The organism is Dysgonomonas sp. 25 (assembly GCF_010501075.1).
Classification (GTDB): Bacteria; Bacteroidota; Bacteroidia; order Bacteroidales; family Dysgonomonadaceae; genus Dysgonomonas.
Map to the genome: position 1 here is coordinate 107,682 of NZ_QVMN01000001.1, position 18,940 is coordinate 126,621.

Annotated in this window: 17 protein-coding genes; 13 read left to right on the plus strand and 4 right to left on the minus strand. The window is 36.5% G+C overall.

The genetic code is table 11. The features are described from left to right. Positions 1 to 366 precede the first annotated feature (366 nt). From D0T66_RS00435 to D0T66_RS00445, 3 genes are all read right to left on the minus strand, one after another. Positions 367 to 1,437: a hypothetical protein gene (locus tag D0T66_RS00435; protein WP_163355060.1), complete on the minus strand. Its 1,071-nt coding sequence runs from the start codon at positions 1,435 to 1,437 to the stop codon at positions 367 to 369. Between the two features lie 142 nt (positions 1,438 to 1,579). Further along, positions 1,580 to 2,887, minus strand: a complete 1,308-nt coding sequence (locus D0T66_RS00440) for an RtcB family protein (RefSeq protein WP_163355061.1) — start codon at positions 2,885 to 2,887, stop codon at positions 1,580 to 1,582. Between the two features lie 6 nt (positions 2,888 to 2,893). After that, the gene (locus tag D0T66_RS00445) at positions 2,894 to 3,625 is read right to left on the minus strand and encodes a slipin family protein (protein WP_163355062.1); all 732 of its coding nucleotides are present in this window, start codon (positions 3,623 to 3,625) and stop codon (positions 2,894 to 2,896) included. Between the two features lie 232 nt (positions 3,626 to 3,857). Between D0T66_RS00445 and D0T66_RS00450 the strand changes: the two genes are divergently transcribed. The 13 genes from D0T66_RS00450 to D0T66_RS00510 all read left to right on the plus strand — a co-directional run bounded on the left by D0T66_RS00450 (position 3,858) and on the right by D0T66_RS00510 (position 14,834). Further along, a complete protein-coding gene (locus tag D0T66_RS00450) occupies positions 3,858 to 4,787 on the plus strand; it encodes a hypothetical protein (RefSeq protein WP_163355063.1) in 930 nt (309 codons plus the stop codon). A gap of 4 nt (positions 4,788 to 4,791) precedes the next feature. After that, positions 4,792 to 5,820, plus strand: coding sequence for a YafY family protein (locus D0T66_RS00455; RefSeq protein WP_163355064.1), 1,029 nt, complete (start codon positions 4,792 to 4,794; stop codon positions 5,818 to 5,820). Positions 5,821 to 6,092: 272 nt separating this feature from the next. Next, complete coding sequence (locus D0T66_RS00460) at positions 6,093 to 6,482, plus strand: hypothetical protein (protein ID WP_163355065.1); 390 nt, start codon at positions 6,093 to 6,095, stop codon at positions 6,480 to 6,482. A gap of 101 nt (positions 6,483 to 6,583) precedes the next feature. Beyond that, the gene (locus D0T66_RS00465) at positions 6,584 to 6,904 is read left to right on the plus strand and encodes a Pvc16 family protein (RefSeq protein ID WP_163355066.1); all 321 of its coding nucleotides are present in this window, start codon (positions 6,584 to 6,586) and stop codon (positions 6,902 to 6,904) included. Next, entirely contained in the window at positions 6,901 to 7,605 is a 705-nt protein-coding gene (locus D0T66_RS00470) for a hypothetical protein (protein WP_163355067.1), read from the plus strand. The genes D0T66_RS00465 and D0T66_RS00470 overlap by 4 nt, the downstream gene beginning before the upstream one ends. A gap of 22 nt (positions 7,606 to 7,627) precedes the next feature. Beyond that, positions 7,628 to 9,112 carry a phage tail sheath C-terminal domain-containing protein gene (locus D0T66_RS00475; protein WP_163355068.1) on the plus strand — a complete coding sequence of 495 codons (1,485 nt, stop codon included), beginning with the start codon at positions 7,628 to 7,630 and terminating at the stop codon, positions 9,110 to 9,112. 30 nt (positions 9,113 to 9,142) lie between these two features. Continuing rightward, positions 9,143 to 9,598, plus strand: a complete 456-nt coding sequence (locus D0T66_RS00480; RefSeq protein WP_163355069.1) for a phage tail protein — start codon at positions 9,143 to 9,145, stop codon at positions 9,596 to 9,598. Beyond that, complete coding sequence (locus D0T66_RS00485; RefSeq protein WP_163355070.1) at positions 9,598 to 10,122, plus strand: phage tail protein; 525 nt, start codon at positions 9,598 to 9,600, stop codon at positions 10,120 to 10,122. Before D0T66_RS00480 ends, D0T66_RS00485 begins: the two co-directional genes overlap by 1 nt. 13 nt (positions 10,123 to 10,135) lie before the next feature. Further along, complete coding sequence (locus D0T66_RS00490) at positions 10,136 to 10,297, plus strand: hypothetical protein (protein WP_163355071.1); 162 nt, start codon at positions 10,136 to 10,138, stop codon at positions 10,295 to 10,297. 176 nt (positions 10,298 to 10,473) lie between these two features. After that, on the plus strand, positions 10,474 to 12,264 hold the full coding sequence (gene vgrG / locus D0T66_RS00495; RefSeq protein ID WP_163355072.1) for a type VI secretion system tip protein VgrG: 1,791 nt from the start codon (positions 10,474 to 10,476) through the stop codon (positions 12,262 to 12,264). Between the two features lie 17 nt (positions 12,265 to 12,281). Next, positions 12,282 to 12,584, plus strand: a complete 303-nt coding sequence (locus tag D0T66_RS00500; protein ID WP_163355073.1) for a PAAR domain-containing protein — start codon at positions 12,282 to 12,284, stop codon at positions 12,582 to 12,584. A gap of 235 nt (positions 12,585 to 12,819) precedes the next feature. Next, positions 12,820 to 14,646 (plus strand): contractile injection system tape measure protein, encoded by a 1,827-nt coding sequence (locus D0T66_RS00505; protein WP_163355074.1) that lies wholly within the window; start codon positions 12,820 to 12,822, stop codon positions 14,644 to 14,646. Between the two features lie 26 nt (positions 14,647 to 14,672). Then, a complete protein-coding gene (locus D0T66_RS00510) occupies positions 14,673 to 14,834 on the plus strand; it encodes a DUF4157 domain-containing protein (RefSeq protein WP_370520757.1) in 162 nt (53 codons plus the stop codon). A 162-nt stretch (positions 14,835 to 14,996) separates the two neighbouring features. On the opposite strand, the gene D0T66_RS00515 is transcribed toward D0T66_RS00510, so the two are convergent. Then, the gene (locus tag D0T66_RS00515) at positions 14,997 to 18,881 is read right to left on the minus strand and encodes a hybrid sensor histidine kinase/response regulator transcription factor (protein WP_163355076.1); all 3,885 of its coding nucleotides are present in this window, start codon (positions 18,879 to 18,881) and stop codon (positions 14,997 to 14,999) included. Between the last annotated feature and the right edge of the window lie 59 nt (positions 18,882 to 18,940).

The following is an 18,940-nucleotide window of genomic DNA, read 5'->3' on the forward strand; positions in this document are numbered from 1 at the left end:
TGCAAATATACATATTTTGTTTAATATATGAAACGTTATTGTGGGATTGTTATTTTATATTTACTATGTATTATGCGTTTAGTTTTCGTTTAGGTATTAATTTTGTATCTTTATGGATACGAATAAAGAAGCGATACGTTGAAATAATGCAAGGGCAAAATCGCTGACAGCCTAATAATGGTATAATTCAATGATTTGAATATCAGTTGGATATATTTAGGGTATCGTTCCCTCCAGCTCCACTGATAGAAAAAGAAAAATGTAGATTATCCCTGTAAATTAGACGTTTACAGGGATTTTTGTTTTTAGGACAAGAGTTCGTATCACAAAAGAGGCTTCAATTCCAAAAATGAGATAATTCTCATTTTATTGTAGTTCTTCCAACATCTTTTTTAATCCGGATTCAGCGTCTTCCGGAATACCATTCCTTAAATAATCAGCAGAGACAGTATATTCTTCAACTATCAATCCTGCAATAATCTTCATATAAGTTATACTGTCTATCTTAAACTCGGTAAAGCCAGGAAGGAGAGTGTCTTCCTTTTCTTCTCCATGTTGTATCATATAGATTCCTGTTAACCAATTTGCATAAATTCTGTTAGTGTCAGACTCTGATGAAAATAATTCATCTAATGGTATATCAAATCGGTTAACTTCATAGAAACCGGTACCAGTCCGTAAGCCAACACTTGTCAGATATACTTTATTCTCATCGATAATCCATTTACAATTGGGAGCACCACTTTTCTCAAAATTCTCCCAGTTATAAGGCCATTTCATATGATCATTTCCAAAATGTCCCAAAATAGGACTGAATCCTTGTCGGGTAATAAAGCGCCCGCTTTTATCCCCGTTGGTTATTTGGTCCTCACTTGATAGTCTGAAATAATAAGCAATGTAATTCTGATTAAGATAAAGCATTGAATATTTGCGCATCAACTCATGATTAGTTGTATCTTTTTCCGTAATATTTTGTATCTTCTTATAATCCTTCTTTGTGATAACTTGTTCGTCAATAACCTCTCCATATCTGATATAGAAATAATAGGAATCTTTATCAGTAAAACATTGTAAAACACCACAGAACCAATCCGCAAAAACTTTCCCGTCCAGAATAGTTGTATCCGATTTGGATTTTATATCGTATTTTTCAGGTTTATATACATCATTTCTAACCTTTATTTCTTTAAGAAAAAACTTGTTATCCTTGATTTCCCATGTTGCGATATGTCCTCTGTAATTGGCAGTACTAAGCATAGCAAATGGTGATTTGATATCCTTTTGTTGAAAGTAAGTCTCTAATGGAGATGGATGTCCCCAGCCTGTATATAGGGAAAGTTTTTTATCGTTAAGCAGTAATTGATCCGGAACTTGTTCTGTGGCATTGGCAAAAAGAAAACAAGATAGGAGTATGATTGACAATATTATCTTTTTCATATTGTTCCATTTTTAGTGTTTTTACACAGTATGTAGTCAAAGATATATAAAAATTGGAGATCTCAAGTTTTGAAAGTTATCATATCAGAAAAAGGGTTCAAAAAATATGTGTTTTTATTTTCTGAACCCTCTCTGTAAATACCTAATTCGCTTTAATATTCAATATCGGTTTTACAGTATCAAGAATGGTAGCTGTATCCTGAATAGCGTTTATAATCACATCTTTGTCTTTATATGCCATAGGAGCTTCATCCAGTGTAGACTTACACACCGAAGTAGAATAAATCCCCTCCATCTCACTCTTGAACACATCCATATCCAGCGTCTTGAAAGCCTGATTACGAGCCAATATTCTTCCCGCGCCGTGTGGAGCAGAACAATTCCAATCCGCATTGCTTTTTCCCTCACAAATCAACAACCCGTCACGCATATTGAACGGAATAATCATCCTTTCACCCTTATAAGCACGTATTGCCCCTTTGCGGATAATCCAATCGCGCGTATCAATGAAATTATGCATAGAATGAACCATATCAACAGCTTCCACATCTCGCAACCCCACAAATATAGAATGAGCCATAGCCCGATGATTAAACTCCGCATAAGTTTGGGCAATCACCATATCCACAAGATATTCATACATATCGTCATCTTTCAATAACAGTTCCTTTTTACCAACACCATAACGCTCATTCAACTCCTCCAACTTTATCGGAATATCGGATGTTGGAATAGTATTTTGTGTGATATACTTAAATTCGTCGTGATACTCCTGCGGCCTGAATTTGGCAGCAGTCATCTTTTTTGCATGGTAGTTGCAAACCTTTAATCCGAAGTTTCGTGAACCCGAATGAATAGTCAGGTAATGAGAACCATCCTTTGCCGATTCCCCGATTTCGATAAAATGATTTCCCCCGCCAAGCGAACCAACCGAATTATAAAACATTCGTTCCCCTGTACCGATTTTCTTACAAAGCTCAACGATGTACTCTCTATCAATAATTATTGCTTCTTTATTATCGGAGAAACGCTTATTCCATTCATTTTGAAAGTTATTCACATTCTGAGTGACTATCTGAAAATATTCATCCACCCACCAATAATTGAAATCCTTACCCTTTCGGATAGCATGGCCCATCGGAACTGCTTTTCGGATTACTTTATCGATTCGAGGCAAATCTTCACTCTCAAAACGCTTATTTAATTTATAGCTTGTAACAGAACAGCCAATGTCTACTCCAATATAGTTAGGGTTTACCATAGTAGTCATCGGCATGGTGAAGCCGATAACAATTCCTTTCCCGACATGGGTATCAGGCATGATACGAACTTGTACCCCTTCCGATATTTCATGATTCAGTATGTTTTGGACTAACTCAATAGCTCCTTCTTCAACTTCTTCCAAGAATATTTTACAGTCTTGGTTATATTTTCCTTTTAATTCTATCATAGTTGTCTATTTTTTAATTTGGGCAATCTGGTTTAAATCCCCAATCATGAAAGTATGTTTTCCTTTTTCTGCGATTTTAGATATAGTTTCCAATAGTTGAAAAAAGCGAATATTCTCATCACCCTTCATCAATTCCGAAGCATTTTTCAGTGTTCGGGCAGTAGCAACAGCTGTTCTTGCATTTTCCAAATCAGATTTGGCACGTATCTTGGCTTCCAAATGTTTCGAAAACAAATCTTGTATCGACTTAGGAAAAGTTAAGTCTTTCACTTCCAATTCTTCTATTTCAATACCATATTCAGCAAACTGCCTGTTGAGTTCTTCTTTCCTCAATCCGCTCAATTCAGAACGTTTTTCGTTTAACTCTTCGCTATCATAATTTGCAATTATGTTTTTAGCATGAAGTTGAGCTATTGTCCAAATATGTTGTTCGGCTTCGTTTATTATAAAATTCATAGGACGGTCGAGCGTAAAATGTTTCAAAAACTTTTCTCCTTCCGCAATCTTGTATATAAGATAGAAAGAAAACCTAAAAGCAATATTATCTTTTGTAAGTACTTCCTGATTGACGATATTCAATAATTTGCTTGTCAATGGAAGTGTCACAACTTCAACTTCATTGCCCCAATCACGAATCTTATGTATTCCGGCTTCAAGCTTACCTTCAAATACATTTTTTCTAAACAAATATCCTTCGGTATTTGCTTTTACTTGAAATGTTTTTCTGAAAATTCCCATAATCATATCTATTTTTAGTCTTGTTTCTTAATTCAAAAAGAAAAACATCAGGCAGAAGGGAAATTTAATTGAGTAAGAATATTATCTTACGGTATCCTCCGATTTACAAGCTTCAGCCTGATTTGAACAATTTGTTCTGTTTTTCTTTTCTTCTTGTCAGAGTTACAATCTGATGCCACCTAAATAAAGGAGATGCTTCCCAATAGCACCGAGGATTCGAACCTCTTGAAACTTGCTCTGCAATGCCTTGTTTTATTTGCAAGTTTCTCTTTCAAAACAAGAGCAGTTATTAATTATTACACAAAGAAAGATAGTGGATGCGCAATGTTTTTGCGTAGATAAAAATATTTTTGCTATTTTTGAAAAAAGAATGACTATGAAGAAGATTATCTTTCTATTTTTTTTCGTACTAATGAGCTTTTCTAATAGCTATGCGCAGAATAGCTATGAAGCCTTCAAAGACTCCATAAATAAAAAATTAGAGCTATTATCACATTACCCACAAACCCTTTATGAAGGCAATTGGGCAGATTTTGATCCGGATAGCTTATCAAGCGTAGTTGCCACAGATATAACAAAATATCTCAAATCAGAAGGATTTACAAACTTCAAAATAGAAGACTTTCCGTTGATAGAACACGTAAAAACTGAAAATAATCAGTTCGAAACACTGATTGTAGGCTACCATTGCGGCGGATCAGCAGGCTGGATACCTCATTCAATCATAATAAAACATACAAAAGACAAACCCTTGATATATAATATAGAAGCAGAAACCTATTTTTACGAATTTCACCAATTAAAAAATGAACTATACCTCTGTATCGGTGCTTCTCCCGGATCAGGAATATGTCGGGGCTATTCCGTTTTTGCAATAGATTTCAGTAAAGATACAGCTCAATTCAAGCCTGTATTTAATGGCAAATATGCCTTTTATCTGTGCAATAGCGATATAACCTTCGATGATGAAGAAAATATACTTTCCATTTATATTGATTTTCTACCTTACAAGGATGAAGATGAAACATATGAAACCTATCTGAAAGAACATAATTATACCTATTTTTCAGTAGAATATGATTCGCAGAAAGACGAACAAAATCCGGCCGTCGTTTTCAAATCAAAATTTGATGGCGAAAAATTTGTAACCCCTAATAATTGATACCATGCCCGTTAACCGCAACGCCCTAATACGATATAAAACCATAGACACCTGTCTGCGCAACAAATACCGACAATGGACCCTCGACGACCTCATAGACGCCTGCTCCGATGCCCTCTACGAATACGAAGGCATAGACAAAGGCATCAGCAAACGCACCGTCCAAATGGACATCCAGATGATGCGCAGCGAAAAATTAGGCTATAATGCCCCCATCGTAGTATATGACAATAAATATTACAAATACGAAGACGAAGATTACAGCATAACCAACACCCCCTTATCCGAACAAGACCTCAAAACCATGTCCGAAGCAGTAGAAGTCCTTCGCCAATTTAAAGGATTCTCTTACTTTTCAGGCATGGGAGATATAGTCAGCCGCTTAGAAGACCATGTCACCTCAGCCAAGCAAAAAACAATACCTGTTATTGATTTCGAAAAGAATGAAAGCCTGAAAGGATTAGACTATCTCGATACTATTTACCATGCCATTGTCAACAAACAAGTCTTAAACTTAAAATACCGTTCATTCAAAGCTCGTTCTGCCAGCACTTTTTTATTTTATCCTTATTTGCTAAAGGAATATCGCAACCGCTGGTTCGTATTTGGAAGAAGAAAAGGCAACCTGATAAACCTCGCACTAGATAGAATACACCATATAGAAATAGCCGAAAAAGAAAAATATATCGAAAACGCTCTTTTCGACCCCCAAACCTTCTTTGATGACCTGGTCGGAGTCACCAAAAACATAGGCATGAAAGCCGAAACCATCCGATTTTGGGTAGACGCACCAAATGCCCCCTATGTCCAAACCAAACCCTTTCACAAGAGCCAAACATTAATCAAAGAACATGAAGATGGCTCCAAAACATTCGAATTACATGTAGTCATTAACCAAGAACTGCAACGTGAATTCTTCGGATATGCCGATACCATCAAAATCCTTTCCCCACAATCACTTGTAGACTTCATGGCTTGGAAGTTTAGGTTGGCGAAGGAAAGGTATTGTATAGGGAAGGATAGTGATATATAAATCTATATTATTAGCTAATAGAGAACCTTTTCTATTAATTGGAATTGCTAACAATCATGGAGATATTTTTTTAATATCTTCTTTTGTTAGTATATCAGTATTGGGCTTTTTCATAATAAAATCTGTTTCAAAGCATATTTAATATAAAAAATATGATATTTGATTTAAAAAGAACTATTTTTGATAAATACAGAAAATAGTATTAGACCAAATTTATAGCTCCTTCTTTTTGTTAGTTATAGATTGTAAAAATACCTTAAACTAATTATCAAATGGCCCAAAATAAATATGCTTTAGCTCGATATTGCCTTATTGACAGTCTGTTACATAGAAATGAGTATGTGAAAACCATGGATATTGTTTCTACTTGCCAACGACGTTTGAGATGTAATATTACTCAACGTACTATTCAAATGGATATATTCGCAATGAAAAATGATTCATTTCTTGGGTACTTTGCTCCGATAGAATATAATCAACGAGTAAAAGCTTATTATTATACAGATCGTGATTATCAATTATTTCCATTACACTTTTCCTCTAAAGAACTACTTTTTTTGCAACGATTGTTGATATTAACGAAAGGTAAATTATCCCAAGACGATCACTTCTTGTTGAGAGACATCATAGATAAAATAAAAATATCCACAACCGAAATTTAATTAATGGCGAAATAAAATTTCGTTATATGGTATTAAGTTTAATATCCATAAACAAAAGATTCAAAAACTGTCAAGTCCAAAATTGACATAAAAAAGACTTAATGTATACAATACTATCATATTTGTCGTCATTGTTGTCAGATTTTTTGAAAACAACATTCAACCTGAATGAGGATATTGTTTGTATACAACCATTGAGCAATGTAGGGCAATCCAATAATACGATAGGCATCCCACAATCATCCATAAGTTTTTCCATAGAGCCTGTAAACTTATCTTTCAATGAATCATCAAATCTATGGAGCTTCATGGGAGGTAGTTACTATCCGCCTATCTTATGTGAAATAAGAACGTTGAAAGTGAATTCCGAAGAAGTAAAACAGCTTCGAAGAGTGATTAACAGAAAAGATATAACGATATGAGCAGTTCTGAAAAATATAGAATCTGGTTTTCATTAACTATAGAGCATGAATACTATGGAACAGAACCTTGCCCTGTACAATTGCATATATTACATGAAACAACTTCCTTATTTAAACAATATGATATTCTTTGTCGGAGAATGAATGTCAATCAATGGATATTCTTTGTTAAATCTTTAGAGATAGAAAATGAAGATACAGTTAATCTACATTTCGAATTGAGGCCGGAGGATATGACTCTTTACTATGTCACGGATATTATTGAAGATAATCTGCAAACAAATAACTACGAACTGAAAAGTAGTTCTGAAATAAATAAATGGATCGAATTGATTATCCCTATTCAACAGAGTATGCCGGATATTCATGTATCATTCAATTCAAAATCAAAGTATTTGGAATATGTAATTATAAACAGATATCAAAAAGATAATATACAAATCAGAGTGGAGGAAAAACGGCAGCAAATAAAGTTTACAGAACCCAAGGTCTTGGAAGATTTATCATTAGGAAAAGGATTTCGTATCACTTCGATTGATAAATTGAAAATGAAAAAAGCCTATGGAAATTATATGTTTCAACTGGTTGAAATAAGGAGCGATGGAGAGCGTATTCTGTCTAATAATCTCCCATTTCCACGACCGGACGAAACATCAATCTCAAGTCCCTCTGATACAGTCACGACATATTATTATATATAAATCAATAACTTAAAATTAAGTCATGAGTACAATGAAAACACCCGGAGTGTATATTGTAGAAAAAAATGCATTCCCCAATTCGGTCGTTGAAGTAGCTACAGCAGTCCCTGCTTTTATAGGCTATACCGAGAAAGCAATGAATGGAAATAAATCGTTGCTGAATAAACCATGGCGAATAACCTCTATGGCAGAATTCAGAGCATATTTCGGTGAGGCTCCAAAGCCTAAATTTGAACTGGCGGAGGATGCAAATGCTCCGGCTATTACCTTTAACGGAAAAAATTACACACTAAATCGTACGGATAAATATATACTGTATTACAGTATGTTACTTTTCTATGCAAACGGAGGCGGACCATGCTACATCGTGTCGGTTGGTGACTATACGACAGATATTGAGAAAGAAAAATTGGAGCAAGGTATAGCACCTTTAGTCAAAGAACAAGAGCCAACAATGGTAATTATGCCCGAAGCTGTAGTTCTCGAAGCAGAAAATTGCTATGCATTACAAGTTGCAGCATTGCAGCATTGCGGATACGAAATGAAAAACCGCTTTGCCATACTTGATGTCCACAACGGATATAAAGACCGAAAAGATGCGGACGGTGATGTCGTCAATCAATTCAGAGAAAATATAGGCAGCGAATTTCTTGACTTCGGGGCAGCCTATTATCCTTGGATCAATACATCTATTGTGCAAGAAAGCGAGTTGGATTTCGAGAATCTCGATATGGCTAATTTGCAGACTCTTCTCAAAGAAGAATTGGAGTTGACTTCGTATGATGAAGATAAGAAAGCCCAGATAGAAGCATATATTGATGGATTAAAGGAAGGACTTACAGATTTAGAACGAAGTACTCTTCATAAAGTATTATCCCAATTAAGCCCATTATACAGAGATATAATGAAAGAAATGCGGACTGTATTGAATCTCCTTCCTGTATCGGCGGCTATGGCAGGTGTGTACACAATGGTCGATAATACCAAAGGTGTTTGGAAAGCTCCTGCAAATGTAGGAATTGCAACTGCAATCAGTCCTGCTGTCAATATTTCGCACGAAGAACAAGAAGATTTGAATGTGCCGTTAAGTGGAAAGTCGGTCAATGCTATTCGCACATTCACAGGAGAAGGCATAAAAGTGTGGGGAGCGCGTACATTGGATGGAAATTCCCTCGATTGGAGATATATCAACGTAAGGCGGACAATGATTATGTTGCAGGAATCGGTGAAAAATGCCGCTCGTGCATACGTCTTTGACCCGAATGAAGCCAATACTTGGATTAATGTAAAGAGCATGATATCCAATTTCCTCAATGGTATATGGAAACGTGGCGGATTGGCAGGTGCTGTGCCTGAAGATGCTTACAGTGTACATGTAGGATTGGGAGAAACGATGACGCCCGAAGATATATTGGAAGGCATAATGCGTATAACAGTATTGGTTGCCATTACCCGTCCGGCTGAGTTCATTGAATTTACATTCCAACAGCAAATGCAAAAAAGCTAACAACAAATATTAATCTAAAATGCAAAAATCATGGCAGGAGAAGCACAAGATAATGTATGGCCTTTGCCGAAGTTTTACTTTACAGTAGAAGTTGCAGATTTAGCGGAAGCCACCTTTCAGGAAGTTTCGGGATTAGATGTGGAAGCACAGATAATAGAGTATCGTCATGGTAATAGTCCTGAATTCTCGACAATCAAGATGCCTGGAATTAAGAAATACGGAAATGTGACGTTGAAAAAAGGGATATTCAAGGGAGACAATAAATTCTGGGACTGGTTCAATAAAATAAAAATGAATACCATCGAACGTCAGCCAATGACTATCAAATTATTGGATGAAGAAGGAAATCCCACAATGGTATGGACTCTCAAAAATGCATGGCCTACGAAAATTACAGGAACGGATATGAAATCGGATGGTAATGAAGTAGCAGTAGAAACGCTTGAAGTTGCCCATGAAGGATTGACTATTGAGAATAAAAAATAATGACTGATACAATAGACACAGGTTGGAAGATTCCATTATCCTTTTATTTTCAGGTGAATATCGGTACCGATGAAATTGCATTCAAAGAAGTATCGGGTTTATCTGCCGAAATGGAGTTGGAAACCATACAGGAGGGTGGTGTCAATGAATATGAACACCGCCTTCCGAAACAAATCAAGCATGGAAATTTGGTGCTGAAAAGAGCTCTTATGCCTATAACCAATAATAATGTTGTGAAATGGATAAGTGAAATACTGGAAAAGGGCTCTTTTTATAATATCGAAGGACGTACATTTCCATTGACCAGAACGATTCAGATAACCCTACTGTATGTTGAATCTGTAGATATTCAGGAAAAGGGGAAAGTTATAAGGACAGAAAGCCGCACTACTCCTGTCAATAAATGGGAATGTACGAATGCTTTCCCGGTAAAATGGGAGGTAGATGCACTCGATTCGGAGAAGAGTTCTGTATTGATAGAATCTATTGAGTTCGCTTATGCTACATTAAAATGTATGGATTAATCTGTAAAATAATATGGCAATTGTAATCAAAGAAATAAATGTTCGGACAACGGTAGAACGTACATTAAACCGAAAAAGCATGGATGCAAATGATAAGTATCAGCTAAAGAAAGAATTATTGCAGGAAATAAAAGAGATTGTACGTCAGGAAGTAAGACGAATAAATGAACGTTGATAGCTGAACTCGAAAAAATGGTAATACAACCTTGAAAGCAGGGGAGAGTATAGCCAAATGGTGCTATAAAGTATATAATGATTCATCATTCTGTTACGCCGCCGAATATAACAGATTGAATAGTATCAGAGATGTTAAAACCCGGAGTATCATTGATATTCCACAACTAAATAGAAATGGCAGAATCACCGACAAAAAATAGTCAAGGACTTGTAACATGCACCATCTATAAAGATGGAGATAAAATCAACAGTAGTTTCGGTCTTATATCCGTATGGATTCGAAAAGAAGTGAACCGGATAGGAAAAGCTACTTTAGTATTTGAAGCAGGCAACGCAGCCACTCAAAACGTGGAGGAAAGTGAAGATAGTACGTTTGATATAGGAAGCAATATCCGTATTGAGGCAGGATATGACAACACGGAGGACGTGATATTTGAAGGGATGGTCATCTCGCATAATATTGTTGTTCCTAAGGATGAAAACGCGATGCTCGAAATAGAATGTCGCGATTATGCTTTTCCTGCCACATTGAACAGGAAAAATTGTCTTTTCGAGAAATTGAAGGATAGCGATATTATTTCTCAGGTATTGGGTAATTACTCTCCTTTGTCAACCTCCGTAGATACTACTCAAACGAAGCATCCCGAACTTGTACAGTATTATTGTACCGATTGGGATTTTATCCTTTCACGTGCCGAAGCCAACGGTTTGATCGTAATAACCGATGGTAAAGATATTTCAATAAAAAGGCCAGAAGTATCAGCGTCTGCGGTATTGAAAGTAACTTATGGAGTTGATATTATGGAGTTCACCGGACGTTTACAAGCTTCATCTCAGATTGATACTATCAATGCATGGGCTTGGGATAGTGCCACTCAGAAAATTGTAAAAACGAATGGCAATCCAGCAAGCCTGAATCGGCAAGGCGATAGCAGTGCCCGAAAATTGGCTCAGGCAATAACAACCGAAGAACAGAGTCTACAAACAGAAGCCGTAACAGATGAAAATGCCTTACGTTCTTGGGCAAACGCAGTTTTACTTCGTGCAGGATTATCAAAAATCCGAGGCGATTTTAAATTTCAAGGCAGTGCTAAAGCAGTGCCCGGCTGTATAATCGAAATTGATGGCTTGGGTAAACGATTCAATGGTAATGCCTATATAGGAAGCGTAGAACATGAGATAAAAGACGGTAACTGGATTACAACGGCAGGTATGGGAATTTCTCCGTTACAGATTACCGAGCAACAGAATGTTGTCGCTCCTTTAGCATCGGGATTGCTGCCGGGAATCAACGGATTGCATGTCGGTAAGGTCACAAAAATACATGATGACCCGTTGGCAGAAAACAAAATACAAGTTGAGTTTCCTTTATTAAACGGTGAGAAAAATATGCTTTGGGCGCGCTTGTCCAATCTATGGGCAAGTACAGGCTTTGGTTCTTTCTTTATTCCCGAAATAGGGGATGAGGTTGTACTTGGTTTCTTCAATAATGACCCAACCTATCCTGTCATATTGGGAAGTCTGTATAGCAGTAAGCAAAAACCGCCATACGAAATAGAAAAAGAAAACAAGATAAAAGCGATTGTATCTAAATCAAAGCTTAAAATCGAATTTGAAGAAGAGAAAAAGATTATCACCATACAAACTCCGGAAAAGAATATCATTGAGATAAGCGATGATTCGAGGTCTATCAAGCTGACAGACCAACATAAAAACAAAATAGAAATGACTTCGAACGGAATATTGTTCGATTCGGCTAAAGAGATTCAGTTGAAGGCAAAGACAAATATACTTATAGACGCAGGTGCTAATCTCGATATAAAAGCTAAATCGAATCTCAAAATTGAAGGATTGAATGTCGAAGCAAAAGCTAAGGCTCAATTGACTGCAAAGGGAACAGCGTCCGCAGAGTTTTCTGCGAGCGGACAGACCGTAGTAAAAGGTGCAATGGTAATGATTAATTAACTAAAAAAGAAAAAGATATGCCTCCTGCAGCAAGAATAACAGATATGCATACATGTCCCACGCAAACGCCCGCTTTTCCTTCTCCGATTCCTCATGTCGGAGGGCCTATTATAGGGCCGGGTGTACCAACAGTATTAATAGGGAGGTTACCGGCAGCGGTAATGGGAGATAACTGTGTATGTGTAGGACCTCCCGATAGTATTGTCAAAGGTTCGTCAACAGTGATGATAGGCGGAAAGCCCGCGGCGCGTATGGGTGATACATGCGCGCATGGGGGAAGTATTGTGGTAGGTTGTCCGACAGTAATGATTGGCGGATAGTATTATGATTGAAGACAAACCATATCTGGGTACAGGATGGGGATTCCCTGTTTCATTCGTATTTCCTTATTGGCAAATAAGTTTGATAGAGAAAAATATCAGCATAAAATAGAAGACCGTTTACCGGCACATATATGTGTAGAATTTGTTTATTGTCCCGAAAGGATAATAAGCAAACGGAGATTTTTTCGAAGCAATTATTGAATATATTGGATTTAACGAAAACGACTCAAAGATGAATACAATCGGTAAAATAGCATTTGATTTCAAAACTGAAAACGAGGAATTTACCCGTTCATTATATGAGCGTTGGGATAATTTCTTTGCCCTGAATGTTGAGAAAATAATTGATAGTGTATTAGAAAAATATGACAAGAAAGACTCGGTAATAGAAATTAGCCGTATCGAATTGGATTTGGAACAGATAGAGGAAGAGAATTTTGATGAACATTTTCCTCTTTTGTTGCGGGAAAGGCTTGAAGAAGCGTTGTTGCAATATCTCAATAATACAAATAATAAACAATCGAATCAACAAACAGAAAAAGATTACTTATTCACTATTTTATGTCATTTCCTTTTGCATGGTTATTTACCTTGGCATATCGAAGATAAGTATAAAAATATTTGCGAGTTATTTCTTGTTGTCCTAAAAGATAATAGCGAAAGACTGAAAACCTTTTTATTAACTTATGGACATTATACCAGCTTACAAGAACGTTTGGTATATCAGCTCGATGAACCTTTATTAGAAAAAGGCATATATTTATTAGCTCCGGACGAAAGTGCTTTTATTTGCTCATACATTCATTTTCTGAAAGAAAAATATATTACCCTCGATAAAGCTTACATTCAACAATCGAATTATAGAAATACTGTCTATCTGGTTGTTTACTCTTATCTGCTGACAAACCGAAGTTCCTTTTTCAATAAAAAAAGTTTTATAATTTCTACTATAAACGGACTGGCAAAGAAGTACAATCTGACATACGATTATTTATTAATTCTTTTTTATCAAAATAACGTATTGGAAAATGTACGTCTTCCATTCGATTTGATTCAAGTCTTTGAACAACTCAAACAAGACTACAAGCTTACTTCGCAGAAAGACCAACCCATTCCTGAAACAAGAGATGAAAAGCTTCAAGAGAATGCAAAAAAAACATTGGAAAAATATTTCGGGAAAGAAGCCAATTTTTCAGACATTATATTACGATTATCAGAGGAAACTGATTTTATAAAATTTATAGATGAAATACTGCAAATCGAAAATTTACTGTATCGATTTATTAGTTCAGAGTTGAATATTACTATAAACAGAAAGAAGATACTGAACCTTCTTCTCAAATTATCTGCCGAATACAGATATCTGAGTCAGGAAGATATTTTATCTCGGATTGTCGATCTGATAGCACGGGATATAGATACATCTAAACAACCATTATTTTTTGAAAAAATAGAAAGTTTCTTTCAAACAAATAAATTATTAAAAAGCTATTCAAATATTATTAATCATAAAAACGAAATTATTATGGAAAAGCAAAATCTAAACATCCCTCAAAATGAACCAATCTATGTAGACAATGCAGGAATAGTATTACTTACTCCATATTTTCCTCGTTTATTTTCTCTGATGTCACTTACCGAAGACCGTAAATTTAAAGGAGAAGCAGAACAGCTGAGAGCACTTGCAACTACATACTATCTTGTTACAGGAAATGATAGATCCCCCAAAGAACAATATATCATAAATAAGCTATTAGTTGGGATGGATATTTCAAAGCCGATACCTCAATTACCCGAACTGACAAAAGAAGATAAAGAGGTCTGTGAATCTCTACTGAAAGCAGTATTGCAAAATTGGGATAAATTGAGAAATACTTCGATAATGGCTTTACGTGAAGCATTTCTTATGCGTCCGGGTAAAGTTGAAATGAAAGAAGATGCTATTCATCTGAGAGTAGAAGAGAAAGCTTATGACATGCTTCTCGATTCGGTTCCGTGGAATTTCCGTATGATAAAAATGCCATGGATGGAAAAACGCATTGAGGTGAAATGGCGGTGAGATTTTTTTAGTGATTAAAGAACGGCATAGAAGCATTATCAGGTTATTCGATGGATGATGTACGAGTACACTATAATTCTGCTAAGCCTGCACAATTACAAGCTCTTGCTTATGCACAAGACACAGATATTCATATCGCACCGGGACAAGAGCAACATCTACCGCACGAGGTATGGTATGTTGTGTAGCAGAAGCAAGGGCGTGTTCAGCCTACTATTATGATAATACTATTAAATCTCACTTATAGAAAAATGTAGATTATCTCTGTAAATTCAAATGTTTACAGGGATTTTTGTTTCATCGCTTGTAAGTTCAGGCTGGCGAAGGAAAGGTATGAAAGGATTCATACTTTATTCCTGACCATTATTTTTTCTAAACTCGGTTGGCTTGCAACCATATCTTTGACTAAAAGCCCGATAAAAGCTACTTTTGTTAGAAAAGCCTGATCTGGTAACTATTTCATCAATCGTTAGCTTCGATTTTAACAACAAGTTCTTAGCCATAAGGAGCCTCCCATTGCGGATCATCTCGTGCAAACTGATATTTATTTCTTTAAGTCTGCGGTACAGGCTTCGTGTACTCATACCCAAACTGGTGGCTATAAAATCAGATGAGAGGTTCTCGTCATGAATGTTTTTGTTGATTATTTTATGTAGTTGTTTTACTAATTTTCTATCATCGGCATGTTGCAATTTCCCCATATCCAGCTTATATTCACTCAAAGGCGATGTAAAATATTCTTTTAGATCTGTTTTACGCATGAGTAACCGGAATACAACCGATTTCAGATAATCATTGTCAAAAGGTTTAGTAATAAAGACATCAGCTCCTGAATCTATAACTTCTATCTGCTTCTCGGCTTCATGTACGGCTGAAACGATAATCAACGGGATGTGAGACATCATTTTATCCGACTTCAGCACTTTGGTTAAATCAATACCGTCAATACCCTTCATCATCATGTCGCAAATGATAATATCTGTATGGTTAGTACTCAGAAGGTTGAGTGCCTTTAGAGGATCATTTACAGGGAATATATTAAAATCATCTTTTAAGATGTCACCTATCAGCCATAATACCTGTTCATCATCATCTATAATTGTTACTGTTGGGCGCTCATTTTTGTATTCATATTGTGGAGCTGCCAACTTAAATGTATTCGTATTCATTGCCGGTGGAGAATATACTTCCGGATAAATACTTTCCTCTCCTTTTAGAAAAGGTAATGTGATAGTGAAAGCAATTATATTATCCGGGAGTATTTCTGCTGTAATCTTTCCGGACAATAATCTGACCAGCCCCGCAGTTATAGCAAGCCCGAGCCCGTTTTGTTGCCATGATTTATTTTTTTGTTTACTGAAAACTGTGTATCTGTCGAAAATGTTTTTAATATCTTCTTTGTGGATTGTTTTGCTTCTGTTCGAGGTTCTGATTTTTAATTCTTTATCGTTAGATAATACCTCAAATTTTATAACCTCTCCCTCCGAATACTTTACTGCATTAGAGAGGAGATTGATAAATATGGTAGTTAAGAATTTTTCATCCGAATTCCATACGATCTCCCTGTCATAACTCTTTTCTATTTCGGGTGCAGTCGTCGAGATACCGACCTTGAAAGAGTCGATTACGTTGTTTGCTATATTCGAAACATCCAATTTCCTTATCTGAGGTTTTTTATATCCCGCATCTATCTGTTTAAAATCCATTAAGTCCTTTATTAATGAATTCATACGCTTGGCATTCAGATTAATTACGTTTATGTATTCCGCTATTAATGGACTGACACCTTTTTGTTCGAGTATACGGTTACAAGGTCCGGAGATAAGCGTAAGAGGAGTGGCGAATTCGTGCGCTATATCAGTGAAAAAGTCTAATTTGGCCTCATATATTTCTTCCTTTTTTTGTTGCATTGCTCTGGCCGATTCCTCTGCTTTTTTTCTACGCCTGAGCTTTAATATCGCCCGAATGAAAAGGACTGATACGAATGCAAGAATGAGAAAATAGGCAAAATAAGCCAATCCCGACCTGTACCACGGGGGAAGTATTATAATGGATATTCGTTGCAGATCACTATCTCTGTGGAGATCCTTATTATGATATTTCACATATAATTCATATCTCCCCGGATTCATATTGGTAAATGAGATAGCACCATCATTATTATTGTTGACCCATTGCCCGTCATCCCCTATTTTGTAATAATAGTTATAATTGCTTCCGTGCAAATAGTCTAATGCCAAGAATGTCAGAGTGAAAAAGTTTTGGTTATACCCGAATATCAGTTCGTTTGTATTTTCCTTCCTGAAATCATTTATATTCCTGTTTATACCGAACAAAGAAAGCTTCTCCATTTTCAGTGTCGGCATATACTCCGTTATTTCGGGGTGAGTAACATACAGTATTGTAGTGAAGCCATTTATGCCACCAAAAAACAGCAAGCCGCTTCTCTCGTCTTTAAAGGAAGAATTTGAAAGATACTCTATACTGTTTAGCCCATACGATTCGTCGAAGTGCTGAAAAGAATTCACTTCTCGGTTATAGACCGATAACCCATCGCACGTGCTTAGCCAATAATGGTGCTCATATCCCGGCAGGATGTCCTTCGTATCAGTATTGTTAAGGACGGAATTGCTACTCACCTCATAATTGTGGTTGTATTCGGCTATACCAAAGTCTGTGGCTGCAATATAAGAGTTATCGTTCGCAGCTATTATTCGGTTTGCACTTCGAGATATCTCTTGTGGTATTGGAAACTCTATCAATCGGTCATTCTCTATTTTATATATGCCATTGCTCCGATTTATGAAGCAGACCTCGTTATGCATAGTAAAGATGGAAGAAAAACGATTGCGCGAGACTTTGTTTTCGTCAATGGTAAAAAAACGAATGGAGCTTAACTCGGGAATGTTCTCCGTGGATGCGATTTCTACCTTTGCTATTCCCGCTTCGTAACAGGCAACCCAGAGGGTAGAGCCTTGCTGGTAGATAGCTTTGATGTGCTTTAAATAATTGTTCCCCGAGCCGAGTGGTATTATTCGGTTCAGCTTTTTCGAATAGAAAGCCAGTCCGGATTTGCAACCAATCCATATACCATGTTCAGAGCCATGGAATGAATATATTGTATCGTCAGGTAATCTCTCGCTAATATGTTCGCTATATATATTATCTGTTCCTTTTCGGAATGAGTAATTCGGTATCTTAATAATACCTTCCCCTTCTGTGCCTAACCAGAGAGTATTTTTCTCATCCATGTAAATGGCAGTCACAGGCTTTGTTACAGGATTGTGTAGGCCTGATAGAAGGTTGTTTTTTATAGCATACCTATCATATGAGTATGTATATAATCCCTCCGTATCCGTCCCTATCCATATCGATTCCTGAAATTTATCTTTCAACAAACAATTGACCTGTTTATTTACCATGATTTGAGAAACCCCTTCATCCATAATTACATAAAGTCCTTTTTCCGTACCGAAATAGAACTCTTCCTTAAAAAATACGGCCGATGTAATATCGCCCTTGTCCAATAGTCCCTTACCGAGATCTTGGATTACGATTTGTTGATTGTCGGCCGATCTGAATTCAAGTAGAATATAGTTATTATCGATGAAGTAGAGATGATTATCTTGTGTGAAGCTGAATATGATAGCCGGAGCCAGCTTTATTTCAGGCTTTTCTTCCAATGCAATAGCGTTCGCTGTATATAAAATATCGAAGTTTCTTAGTCTCCCGTCCTGCATTACGACTCTGGCAACGTCTGTATCATCGATAAAGAATGTTTTGATTTCCTTCACTCTCAATCCGCTTAGCCGTATGTTGGCGAAATCCTTACTTTCCTTCATCTTATAATAGATATTGTTATTATCTTGAAGAAGAAAGTAATTGCCCTTACTGTCGGATGCTGAGAAAGCTATGTCGTTAAATTCCTGATAAAACTGTCCTTCAGCTTCTTTTAACCCATACAAGGTTTCCATAAATACCTGATCGCCTATCGTTGCATGTATCTGCCGCACGCCTTTTATGGTATTCAGGGGGATTATATATTTACTATTATATCTATAAGCGCCCGTACTTGTTCCTAACCAAATCATCCCCTGGCTATCCTGAGCGATGGAACGTATACTTTTACCCGACGAGTCGCTATTAGGCGCCTTGCGGAGATTGTATGCATGAACAGGCAACAACAGAAAAGAAGAAAAAAGAGATAGTAATAAGAATAATAATCGTTTCAACATGGCTGTGAAGATATTGCTTAGTTATTGTTTATTGCTAAGTTGTTATTCACTACAAAGAT